Origin of the sequence: Pseudomonas mandelii, from assembly GCF_006438925.1 — a bacterium.
In the GTDB taxonomy this organism is placed as follows: domain Bacteria; phylum Pseudomonadota; class Gammaproteobacteria; order Pseudomonadales; family Pseudomonadaceae; genus Aquipseudomonas; species Aquipseudomonas mandelii_C.
The window spans coordinates 438114-450210 of record NZ_RCZA01000002.1; the positions used below are offsets into that span (position 1 = coordinate 438114).

Annotated in this window: 10 protein-coding genes; 5 read left to right on the top strand and 5 right to left on the bottom strand. The window is 59.8% G+C overall.

Annotated features, from left to right (window positions below; all coding sequences use genetic code 11):
* The first annotated feature begins 114 nt into the window (after window positions 1-114).
* From EAH74_RS05855 to EAH74_RS05875, 5 genes are all read left to right on the top strand, one after another.
* Window positions 115-1542 carry a di-heme oxidoredictase family protein gene (locus EAH74_RS05855; RefSeq protein WP_140676965.1) on the top strand — a complete coding sequence of 476 codons (1428 nt, stop codon included), beginning with the start codon at window positions 115-117 and terminating at the stop codon, window positions 1540-1542.
* A gap of 26 nt (window positions 1543-1568) precedes the next feature.
* Window positions 1569-2633 (top strand): imelysin family protein, encoded by a 1065-nt coding sequence (locus EAH74_RS05860; RefSeq protein WP_140676967.1) that lies wholly within the window; start codon window positions 1569-1571, stop codon window positions 2631-2633.
* A gap of 14 nt (window positions 2634-2647) precedes the next feature.
* Window positions 2648-3748 (top strand): DUF1513 domain-containing protein, encoded by a 1101-nt coding sequence (locus tag EAH74_RS05865; RefSeq protein WP_140676969.1) that lies wholly within the window; start codon window positions 2648-2650, stop codon window positions 3746-3748.
* A gap of 203 nt (window positions 3749-3951) precedes the next feature.
* Entirely contained in the window at window positions 3952-5100 is a 1149-nt protein-coding gene (locus EAH74_RS05870) for an efflux RND transporter periplasmic adaptor subunit (RefSeq protein WP_140676971.1), read from the top strand.
* Between the two features lie 13 nt (window positions 5101-5113).
* Window positions 5114-8140: a multidrug efflux RND transporter permease subunit gene (locus EAH74_RS05875; RefSeq protein ID WP_140676973.1), complete on the top strand. Its 3027-nt coding sequence runs from the start codon at window positions 5114-5116 to the stop codon at window positions 8138-8140.
* Window positions 8141-8280: 140 nt separating this feature from the next.
* On the opposite strand, the gene EAH74_RS05880 is transcribed toward EAH74_RS05875, so the two are convergent.
* From EAH74_RS05880 to colR, 5 genes are all read right to left on the bottom strand, one after another.
* The gene (locus tag EAH74_RS05880; protein WP_123368486.1) at window positions 8281-8508 is read right to left on the bottom strand and encodes a hypothetical protein; all 228 of its coding nucleotides are present in this window, start codon (window positions 8506-8508) and stop codon (window positions 8281-8283) included.
* Window positions 8509-8510: 2 nt separating this feature from the next.
* The gene (locus EAH74_RS05885; protein ID WP_140676975.1) at window positions 8511-9224 is read right to left on the bottom strand and encodes a lipopolysaccharide kinase InaA family protein; all 714 of its coding nucleotides are present in this window, start codon (window positions 9222-9224) and stop codon (window positions 8511-8513) included.
* 4 nt (window positions 9225-9228) lie between these two features.
* Entirely contained in the window at window positions 9229-9897 is a 669-nt protein-coding gene (locus EAH74_RS05890; RefSeq protein WP_140677285.1) for a class I SAM-dependent methyltransferase, read from the bottom strand.
* A 162-nt stretch (window positions 9898-10059) separates the two neighbouring features.
* Complete coding sequence (locus EAH74_RS05895; RefSeq protein ID WP_123368484.1) at window positions 10060-11337, bottom strand: sensor histidine kinase; 1278 nt, start codon at window positions 11335-11337, stop codon at window positions 10060-10062.
* Window positions 11327-12010, bottom strand: a complete 684-nt coding sequence (colR, locus tag EAH74_RS05900; protein ID WP_123368483.1) for a two-component system response regulator ColR — start codon at window positions 12008-12010, stop codon at window positions 11327-11329. Before colR ends, EAH74_RS05895 begins: the two co-directional genes overlap by 11 nt.
* Window positions 12011-12097: the final 87 nt, after the last annotated feature.

A 12097-nucleotide genomic window follows, 5' to 3' on the forward strand; every position in this document is an offset into this window, starting at 1 on the left:
GGATACCTTGCGGATGCATTGCCTCACATCAAGTAAACGATAATTCCTCTTATTCAATCTCCCCTGCCCTGTTAGACTTTGCGCCCTTGTTTTGCTCGTCTTGCAGGATGTCTGATGCCCTCGCTGCCTCTTCGCTTGTCCGCACTGTTGCTGGCCCTGGGCCTGAGTGCCTGCGATGACGTCCCGCGTTTTACCAAAGCCGAACCCGGCGAAGCCCGGTCCGGTGGCAGCGCAACCGTGCGCAAGACCGATCAGAACTCATTTTCCCTACCGTCCGCCAACCTGCCGCCATCACGGCGCGTGGACTTCAGTGTCGGCAACAGCTTTTTCCGTAATCCCTGGGTGATCGCTCCGTCGACCACCACCGCCCGGGATGGCCTCGGCCCGCTGTTCAACACCAACGCCTGCCAGAACTGCCACATCAAGGACGGCCGCGGTCATCCGCCCATGCCTGATGCGCAGAACGCCGTGTCGATGCTGGTACGCCTGTCGATTCCCGATACGCCGGCCTATGCCAAGGTCATCGAGCAGCTCGGTGTCGTCCCGGAGCCGGTCTACGGCGGACAATTCCAGGACATGTCCGTGCCGGGTGTCGTGCCGGAAGGCAAAGTGCGCGTCGATTACACGCCCGTTCCGATTCGCTTCAAGGACGGCACCGAAGTCGAGTTGCGCAAACCGACGTTGCAGATCACCCAGCTCGGCTACGGCCCGATGCACCCTGACACGCGTTTCTCGGCCAGGGTCGCCCCGCCAATGATTGGCCTGGGCCTGCTCGAAGCGATTCCTGACGAGGCGATCCTGGCCAATGCCGAGGCTCAGGCAAAAGACAGAAACGGTATCGCCGGGCGGCCGAACAGAGTCTGGGATGACGCGCAGCAAAAAACCGTCCTTGGGCGATTTGGCTGGAAGGCCGGGCAACCGAACCTCAATCAACAGAACGTTCATGCTTTCTCCGGCGACATGGGCCTCACCACCAGTCTGCGCCCCGTAGATGACTGCACCGACGCGCAAACCGCTTGCAAGCAAGCGCCCAACGGCAATGGCCCGGAGGGTGAGCCGGAAGTCATCGACAACATCCTGCGTCTGGTGCTGTTCTACAGCCGTAACCTCGCCGTACCGGCCCGCCGCGATGTCAGCGCCCCCGAGGTGCTGGCCGGCAAGACGCTGTTTTTCCAGGCTGGGTGCCAGTCCTGCCACACCCCGAAATACACCACCGCCGCCAACGCCGCAGAACCTGAACTGGCCAATCAAGTGATTCGCCCTTACAGCGATCTGCTGCTGCATGACATGGGCGACGGGCTGGCCGACAACCGTACCGAATTCCAGGCCAGCGGCCGCGACTGGCGCACCCCGCCGTTGTGGGGCATCGGCCTGACGCAGGCGGTCAGTGGCCACACCCAGTTTTTGCACGATGGCCGCGCCCGCAATCTGCTCGAAGCCGTGCTCTGGCATGGCGGCGAAGCCACAGCGGCGCAGCAACAGGTTTTGTCTTTCAATGCCGAGCAGCGCGCTGTGTTGCTGGCGTTTTTGAATTCTCTTTAATATGTATTCCATAGCGGGAGCCCGACATGTTCCGTCCCAAATTGTTGTTCACCAGCCTTGCCGCACTCGCCTTGGGCGCCTGTTCACCGCAGGATCCGCAGGCCGTCACTTCGGCGGCGATCGCCAAGTCGGTGATCCTGCCGACCTACACGCGCTGGGTTGAAGCCGACCGCCAACTGGCCGTCAGCGCTCTGGCCTACTGCGAAGGCAAGCAAAACCTCGACACCGCCCGCGCCGACTTCCTGCATGCGCAGAAAGCCTGGGCCGAGCTGCAACCATTGCTGATCGGGCCACTGGCCGAAGGCAATCGCGCCTGGCAGGTGCAGTTCTGGCCGGACAAGAAAAACCTCGTCGGCCGTCAGGTCGAACAACTGGTCACCGCACAGCCGCAGATCGATGCCGCCGCTCTGGCCAAGTCGAGCGTTGTGGTGCAAGGCCTGTCCGCCTACGAATACATCCTGTTCGACAGCAAGCCTGATATGGCCAACGCTGAACAGAAAGCCAAGTACTGCCCGCTGCTGATCGCGATTGGCGAGCGTCAGAAACAACTGGCCGAAGAGATTCTGAAAAGCTGGAACAACACCGACGGTATGCTCGCGCAGATGAGCAAATTCCCGAACCAGCGCTACGCCGATTCCCACGAAGCCATCGCCGATCTGCTGCGTGTGCAAGTCACCGCCCTCGACAGCCTGAAGAAAAAACTCGGCACGCCGATGGGCCGTCAGACGAAGGGTGTGCCGCAGCCGTTCCAGGCCGATGCATGGCGCAGCCAGTCGTCCCTGACGGGCCTCGAAGCCAGCCTCGCCGCCGCCAAAACGGTCTGGGAAGGCGTCGACAACAAAGGCCTGCGCGGCCTGTTGCCGAGCGAGCAGAAAGCGTTGGCCGACAAGATCGACGCCGCTTACGCCGCGTCCCTGAAACTGTTCGCCAGCAACCAACGCTCGCTGACCGAGATGCTCAATGACGACGCCGGTCGCCAGCAACTCAACGATCTCTACGACAGCCTCAACGTCGTCCACCGCCTGCACGAAGGCGACCTGGCCAAGGCGCTGGGCATCCAACTGGGCTTCAACGCCAACGACGGTGACTGATGAGGGCAAGTGCCATGCTGCGACGCCAGGCTCTGACGTTAGGTAGTTTGCTGCTGGGTGCGGTGACACTGGGCGGCTGGACGCTGTTCAAGCAAAAAGACAAAAGCCCGCTGCTGCTCTCGGCGCGGGACGATACCGACGGCAAGCACTACGCCGTCGGTTACCGGCTGGACGGCACCCGGGTGTTTGCCACCCAGGTCGGCCAGCGTTGCCACGACATCATCAACCACCCGACGCTGCCGATTGCGCTGTTCGTCGCCCGTCGTCCGGGTACCGAGAGCTACCTGATCGACCTGCGCGACGGCACGCTGCTGCAAACCGTGACCTCGTTGCCGAACCGGCACTTCTATGGTCATGCGGTGATTCACAAGAGCGGCGACTGGCTGTACGCCACCGAGAACGACACCTCCGATCCGGGTCGAGGTTTGCTCGGTGTGTATAAGTTCGAAGGTGAGCGGCTGGTGCACAGCGGTGAGATTTCGACCCACGGCGTCGGCCCGCATCAGGTGTCGTGGATGCCCGATGGTGAAACCCTGGTGGTGGCCAACGGCGGCATTCGCACCGAGGCCGAAAGCCGCGTCGAGATGAACCTCAACGCCATGGAACCGAGCCTGGTCCTGATGCAACGGGACGGCACCCTGCTGAGCAAGGAAACCCTCGCCCAGCAGATGAACAGCGTGCGTCATTTGGGGATTGCCAGCGACGGCACCATCGTCGCCGGTCAGCAGTTCATGGGGCCGTCTCACGAGTCGTCGGAGCTGCTGGCGATCAAGCGGCCCGGCCAGCCGTTCGTGGCCTTCCCGGTGCCTGAGCATCAATTGCAAGCCATGGGGCATTACACCGCCAGCGTCGCGGTGCACAGCGAACTGCGCCTGGTGGCGTTGACCGCGCCACGGGGCAACCGCTTTTTCATCTGGGACCTGGACAGCGGTGAAGTGCGCCTGGACGCGCCGCTTCCCGATTGCGCCGGGGTCGGCGCGGTAGCCGATGGCTTTGTCGTGACCTCGGGTCAAGGGCGATGCCGGTACTACGATTGCCGTCAGACAGATCTTGTTGCAAAACCCCTCGATCTACCCGCAGGGCTCTGGGACAACCACCTTCACCTGATGGCGTGAGTAACACCGAAAAGATCGCAGCCTTCGGCAGCTCCTACAGGGTGTACGCATTCCAATGTAGGAGCTGCCGAAGGCTGCGATCTTTTCAGGCCAACACCAATCGATAGCCTTGCACCCTGTAAGTTCTGCCAGTTGGAATCAACCTCCCACTCAGAGTAATGTGCCCGACTGTCTCACCTGATTTTCTCCAAGGAAGTGGAAATATGCTGCGTCGCCGCATGCTGATCATGTTGGGTGTTGTTTTGCTGATCGTGCTGGTCCTGGCCGGTTACAAAGCCTTCTCCATCTATACGATGATTCAGGGCTTTGCTGCACCGAAACCGGCCATCAGTGTCGCCGTGGCCACGGCCACCGAACGGCCGTGGCAAGCCCGCCTGCCTACCGTCGGCACGCTCAAGGCGCTGCAAGGCGTGGACCTGAGCCTGGAGACCGACGGCACCGTCATCGATTTGCAGTTCGAGTCAGGGCAGAAGGTCAAGGTCGGCCAACCGCTGCTTCTGCTTGATAGCGTGGTAGAGACCGCCCTGCTCGAAACCGCTCAGGCCGACCTGGGGCTGGCGCAGCTCGATTACGGTCGCGGCAGTCAACTGGTGGGCAGCCAGGCCATTTCCAAAGGCGAATTCGACCGGCTCTCGGCGGTGTTGAAAAAGAGCCGGGCCACGGTGAATCAGCTCAAAGCGGCGCTGGCCAAAAAACGCTTGCTCGCACCGTTCAGCGGGACTATCGGTATTCGTCAGGTGGACATCGGTGACTATCTCGCCAGCGGCACCATGATTGCCACCCTGCAAGACCTCAGCAGCCTCTATGTAGACTTCTTCGTGCCCGAGCAATCGGTACCGAAAATCGCCCTCGGCCAACCGGTGCAGATCATTGTCGCGGCCTACCCGACACAAACCTTCCCCGGCACCATCAGCGCGATCAACCCGAAAGTCGAAAACAGCACGCGCAATGTCCAGGTCCGCGCGACCTTGGCCAACCCCGACGGCAAACTGCTGCCGGGGATGTTCGCCAGCCTGCAAGTGTTGTTGCCCGACCCGCAGCCGCGCATCGTCGTGCCGGAAAGCGCGATTACTTACACGCTGTACGGCAACTCGGTCTATGTCGTTGCGCAGAAAAAAGCCGAAGACGGCAGCCTGGAAAAAGACGACAAGGGCCAACCGATCCTGATCGCCGAACGGCGTTTCATCGAAACCGGTGAGCGCCGCGATGGGCAAGTGATGATCACAAAAGGTGTGCAGAACGGCGAAAAAGTGGTCACGGCCGGCCAGATCAAACTGGACAACGGCGCACACATTGCGATCAGCGACGACAAGACCTTAGCCGAGAAGAACAGCCCGCCGCGCGCGGACTGATCAAGGAATCCCCATGGCTTTTACCGACCCGTTCATCCGTCGCCCGGTGCTCGCCACCGTGGTCAGCCTGTTGATTGTGCTGCTGGGCTTCCAGGCCTGGAGCAAGTTGCCGCTGCGCCAATATCCACAAATGGAAAACGCCCTGATCACGGTGACCACCGCTTATCCCGGGGCCAACGCCGAAACCATTCAGGGCTACATCACCCAACCGATGCAGCAAAGTCTGGCCAGTGCCGAAGGTATCGACTACATGACCTCGGTCAGTCGCCAGAACTTCTCGGTGATCTCGATCTACGCGCGCATCGGCTCCAACAGCGACCGGTTGTTCACCGAACTGCTGGCCAAAGCCAACGAGGTGAAGAACCAACTGCCTCAGGACGCCGAAGACCCGGTGCTGAGCAAGGAAGCTGCCGACGCCTCGGCACTGATGTACATCAGCTTCTTCAGCAAGGAACTGAGCAACCCGCAGATTACCGACTACCTGTCGCGGGTCATCCAGCCGAAACTGGCGACCCTGCCGGGCATGGCCGAAGCCGAGATTCTCGGCAACCAGGTATTTGCCATGCGTCTGTGGCTGGACCCGGTCAAGCTCGCCGGTTTCGGCCTGAGTGCCAGCGACGTGACCGATGCCGTGCGCAAATACAACTTCCTCTCCGCCGCCGGCGAAGTGAAAGGCGAGTACGTCGTCACCAGCATCAACGCCAATACCGAGCTCAAATCCGCCGAAGCCTTTGCCGCGATTCCGCTCAAGGTCGAGGGCGACAGTCGCGTGCTGCTCAGCGATGTGGCGCGGGTTGAAATGGGTGCGGAAAACTACAATTCGATCAGCTCCTTCGGCGGCACCCCTTCGGTATACATCGGCATCAAGGCCACGCCCGGCGCCAACCCGCTGGACGTGATCAAGGAAGTGCGCAAGATCATGCCGGACCTGGAAGCCCAGCTGCCGCCGAACCTCAAAGGTGAAATCGCCTACGACGCCACGCTGTTTATCCAGGCCTCGATCAACGAGGTGATCAAAACCTTGTTCGAGGCGGTGCTGATCGTGATCGTGGTGGTGTTCCTGTTCCTCGGCGCGCTGCGTTCGGTGGTGATCCCGGTAGTCACCATCCCGCTGTCGATGATCGGCGTGATGTTCTTCATGCAGATGATGGGCTACTCGATCAATCTGCTGACGTTGTTGGCGATGGTTTTGGCCATCGGCCTGGTGGTGGACGACGCCATTGTGGTGGTTGAAAACATCCACCGGCACATCGAAGAAGGCAAGACGCCGCTGGATGCGGCCATCGAAGGCGCCCGGGAAATCGCCATGCCGGTGGTCTCGATGACCATCACGCTGGCGGCGGTCTATGCGCCGATCGGTTTCCTGACGGGGCTCACGGGGGCGCTGTTCAAGGAGTTCGCCCTGACCCTGGCCGGCGCGGTGGTGATTTCCGGTATCGTCGCCCTGACCCTGTCACCGATGATGTGCGCCTTATTGCTGCGCCACGACGAAAATCCCAGCGGCCTGGCCCATCGCCTGGATCGGATTTTCGAAGGCCTCAAGCGCCGCTACCAAAGCATGCTTCATGGCACCCTCAATACCCGGCCGGTGGTGCTGGTGTTCGCAGTGATCGTGCTGTGCCTGATTCCAGTGCTGCTCAAGTTCACCAAGTCGGAACTGGCGCCGGACGAGGACCAGGGCATCATTTTCATGATGGCCAGCGCCCCGCAACCGGCCAACCTCGACTACCTGAGCGCGTACACCGACGAGTTCGTCACGATCTTCAAGACGTTTCCCGAGTACTACTCGTCGTTCCAGATCAATGGCTTCAACGGCGTGCAATCGGGGATCGGCGGCTTCCTGCTCAAACCGTGGAACGAACGCAGCCGCACTCAGATGGCGATCCTCCCCGAGGTCCAGCGCAAACTGGAGAGCATTTCCGGGCTGCAGATCTTCGGCTTCAACCTGCCTTCCCTGCCTGGTACCGGCGAGGGGCTGCCGTTTCAGTTCGTCATCAACTCCGCCAACGATTACGACTCGCTGCTGCAAGTGGCCGACCGAGTCAAAAAAAGGGCAATGGAGTCCGGCAAGTTCGCCTTCGTCGACCTCGACCTGGCGTTCGACAAGCCTGAAGTGGTGGTGGATATCGATCGCGCCAAGGCCGCACAGATGGGTGTTTCCATGCAGGACCTGGGCGGGACGCTCGCGACGTTGCTGGGTGAAGCGGAGATCAACCGCTTCACCATTGAAGGTCGCAGCTACAAAGTCATCGCGCAGGTCGAACGGCCCTTCCGGGATAACCCCAACTGGCTGAATAACTATTACGTCAAGAACACCCAAGGCCAACTGCTGGCCCTGTCGACCCTGATCACCGTGACCGACCGGGCGCGTCCACGGCAGTTGAACCAGTTCCAGCAACTCAACTCGGCCATCCTGTCCGGGGTGCCGCTGGTCAGCATGGGTGAAGCGATCGACACCGTGCGCCAGATCGCTCGGGAAGAGGCACCGGTGGGTTATGCCTTCGACTATGCCGGCGCATCACGGCAATACGTCCAGGAAGGCAGTGCGCTGTGGGCCACCTTCGCCCTGGCGCTGGCGATCATTTTCCTGGTACTGGCGGCCCAGTTCGAAAGCTTCCGCGATCCGCTGGTGATTCTGGTGACCGTGCCTTTGTCGATCTGTGGTGCGCTGATCCCGCTGTTCCTGGGCTGGTCGAGCATGAACATTTACACCCAGGTCGGTCTGGTGACGTTGATCGGGCTGATCAGCAAACACGGAATCCTGATCGTCGAATTTGCCAACCAGTTACGCAAGGACAAAGGCCTGACGCCGCGCGAAGCCGTGGAGGAAGCAGCGGCCATTCGTCTGCGTCCGGTGTTGATGACCACCGCGGCGATGGTGTTCGGTATGGTGCCGTTGGTCATCGCCACGGGGGCGGGCGCCGTCAGCCGGTTCGACATTGGCATGGTGATCGCCACAGGGATGTCGATCGGGACGTTGTTTACGTTGTTTGTGCTGCCGTGCGTGTACACGCTTTTGGCGAAACCCGATAAACCCTAAGATCAAAAGATCGCAGCCTTCGGCAGCTCCTACAGGATGTACCCGATTCAATGTGGAGCTGCCGAAGGCTGCGATCTTTTGCCGTTGAAAAACAAAAAGGCCTCGCATTAGCGAGGCCTTTTATTTGGGCTTCAATCTGTTCAACTTTGTGGCCTCAATCCTTGAGAAAGTCCGAACATGAACAGCAAAAAATCATGATCGGGTTGGGATGCCACGGATGCCTTCGCAACACGTGGCAATGGACAGTGTGCGCCGCCGTTCACTGAACTGAGGACTTGCGTGCGGGGCTGCTCCCAAGCCGCCACCGCGAGTGAAGCAACTGCCAAGGCTCCTATTAAAAATACACCTCGTGCAATTTCGAGTTTCATTGCTATAAACCCTTGATAGCGCTGCCAAACGCCGTCTTATAAAAGTAGACGAGTTTCTGCCAGTCCGTCGTGCTGAACGACGAGTGGCGACGCAGCTGCTTCATGTCATGAATCGCCGCTTGCCGGGAGGTCCAACGCTGCCGGCCTTTCTCCAGATCGATCAAGGCCACTTCAACCTTGGCAGCCTCGCCTTCGCCGGTGATGCGCACGAATACGTGCTTGAAGTAGAGGCAGCCATGCTGCCAGCAGCCCTTGTGCATCCGGGCCAGGCTCTCGGCCAGCTCCTTCAACACTCGATCATGCACAGCCTCACCGTGATGCTCGCGACCGCCGCCAGCGTACCAGTGTTCGATTTCCTCGAAGCCGTCCAGCGACTTGGTGATCAGCAATGCGCGCCATTTATGCACCGGATCACGCTGTGCACCGCAGAAAACGATTTCCGGAACGAGAACGTCGAGCAGTTTCAGGCCGATGAGCGCATCGCGCTCGCGTAACACCGTCGGCCGACCGAACGGGTGCAGCAAGCTGCGATAGATATGCCCGGTCTGACGTTTAACGTAAAGCAGCTGTCCATTGCTGCTCACGACGCGCTGCACGCCGCTTTCTCCACCGCGACGGACGTTGGGTTCTTCTACCCACTCACCGCGCTGATTCCAGAAATAGTCGAAGCGGTCCTGAGGAGCGACGTCCGTTTCTGCTGCACATTGCACTGCCATTCTGTTACCTCTTGCGTAATACATAAACCCGCCACATGGCATAGAGCGGTAAAAAGTCCAGATGTTCCTGAATACGGAAACCCGCCTGCTCGAACTCCTTTTCAACCGTAGCAGCCGGTAACACAAATCGATTTTGGTAACCTCCCTGCTCACGGGTTTTCTCGAGGCGCTTGCGTTTCCACGCTTTGAAATTGCCGTCCACCCACACAGAAAGGATCACGCTATCACGCGTGACGCGCTCGAATTCACGCAAAATAGCCAGTCGATGCTCGGCTTCACCGATGTGATGGAGCAAACGCATGCAGAAAATGTTGTCGACGGCGTTATCAGGCAAGGCGATGTCGAATGCAGAAGTGTGCAAGGGTTGTACCCGTTTCACTACCGCGGCAGGTTGCGCCTGCATGGCAACCTTCAGCATGGATTCAGAGTTGTCGGCACCAATGATCGCACGATTTGTTTTTTCCGCCAGCAATGGCCAGAAGCGCCCCGCACCGCAGGGCAAATCGAGGATCAGCCCCGGGTCACCAGCCAGTGCCAACGCCTTGCGCGCCAGTTGCTCGTCACGCCAGTGGGACAGGCGGCGGCCAAGGCCATCCTTGTGTTTGCGCAGGTATTGTTGAGCGTGTTGATCGTCGTATTTTTCGGAAAAATCCAGTTTGATCGGGCCGTCCATCATCAAGGTTTCCTGAGCTGCTGATGGCTCCCACGATAGGTAGCGCCGTGTCAGCGTCAGGTCATGCCGTTGTGAAAAAAATGTTATGTAAAACCCCGAATTATTTCGAGGACTTACAGGACGAAAACGAATGCACTGGGTTAATGCGTTTAAATAAGACGATCAGTTATTCGTTGACAGCTCCACCTGAAAACGACAGCCGTTGGGCTCCATGTTCGTCAGGCTGACGCTCCAACCCTGGTTTTCACAGATCCGTTGCACCAGTGAAAGCCCCAGGCCCAGGCCTTCGCCGCGCTTCTCGCTGCCCCGCACGAAGGGCTCGAACATCGCCTCGCGTTTTTCCTCGGGAATACCCACGCCACTGTCTTCGACGATGAAACCGGTGGCGGTCAGCGTCAGGCGAATAAACCCGTGCTCGGTGTAATGCAGCGCATTACGCAGCAGGTTGCCCATGACCGCGTGCAGAAGGGTTGCGTTGTAGCAGGTGTTTGCCGGATTGCCCGGTTCAAAGATCAGCGTCAATCCCTTGGACTCGATCGGCTCGCGCCACAGATTGAGCAGTCCATCGGCGACCTGGTTCAGGGTTTGCTGGGGCGACATGCTGGCGTCTTCACGTTGTTTGCGGGCCAACATCAGAAAGGTTTGCACCAGCTCGCGCATCTCTTCACAGGCGCGGGCGATTCGCTCGACCTGAGCACGACCACGCTGATCGATGCCGGGGTTTTCCAGCAGCAGCTCGCAGGAACTGGCCAGCACCATCAATGGCGTGCGCAGTTCGTGGCTGACGTCACTGGTGAACAACCGTTCGCGGGTCAACGCCTGGCGCAAGCGCCCAAGGGTGGCATCGAAGGCCACGGCCAACTCACCGACCTCATCGGCGGCGTAATCCGGCGCCAGTGGTGGCGCCAGACCTAACAATTGATCACGGTGACGGACCTGGCGGGCCAGCCGCACCACGGGCGCCATCACTTTGCGAGCCAGTACCCATCCGAGAAACACCGCCAATGCCAGGCTCAGGACGAAGCCCACCAGCACCACGGCAAACAGCACCCGCTCGCGCTCTTCGAAATCACTTTGATCTTGCAACAGCACGTAACGCCGGCCGTCGACGATTTCGACCATCGCGTGATACGACAACTGCTCACGAAACACTTCGTGAAAACCCGGGTCCAGATGTCGCAGATCCTTGGGTAACTGAAAATCGCCCGGCCCGCCGCTGAAATAGAACAGTTGGTCCGGCTCAGGACGATGGTTCCAGTCCATGACACTGTCCATCAGCAACAGCCGTTGTAAATCTCCCCCCAGACCTGCCGAAATCAGTTTTTCTTCCACCAGGTGCACAGTCGCCACAATGCCCATGGCAAAGGCTCCCGCGACCAATGCGCTCATCAGCGCAAAGGCGATGATGATCCGTTGAGCAAGGCTCTGCTTAAACTCCATCACGGCCCTCGGCCAAGCGATAACCCACACCGTGCACGGTTTGCAGCAACGGTTTGGCGAAAGGCTTGTCGATCACCTGGCGCAACTGATGGACGTGGCTGCGCAGGCTGTCGCTGTCCGGGCAGTCATCACCCCACAGCGCCTCTTCGAGAATTTCGCGACGCAGTACATGAGGACTTTTTTGCATCAGCACGGCCAGCAACTTCAGTCCCACCGGGTTGAGTTTCAGCAGACGACCTTCGCGGGTCACTTCCAGGGTATCGAGGTCGTAGATCAGATCGCTGACCTGCAAGGTGCGACGGCCGCCCCCCTGGGCGCGACGCATGACCGCCTCGATGCGCGCCGCCAATTCAGATAGCGCAAAGGGTTTGATCAGGTAGTCATCGGCGCCGGATTTGAAGCCTTGCAGCCTGTCGTCCAATTGATCGCGAGCGGTGAGCATGATCACCGGCGTGTCGCGGCGCGCGTCTTCACGCAGACGTTTGCACAGGGTGTAACCGTCGATGCCAGGCAACATGATGTCGAGCACGATCAAGTCGTAATGCTCGGTGGCCGCCAGGTGCAAGCCTGATAAACCGTCCTGCGCGCAATCCACGGTATAACCCTTGAGCCCCAGGTAATCGGCCAGATTGGCCAGGATATCGCGGTTGTCTTCAACCAATAGAATTCGCATGGGTCTCTCCTGCGTACACAGTAACGGCCGTCTTGGCCCGCGCAGCTTAAGGCCAAGTGTGGCTGAGGGCTAGGGTTACGGGCCTAG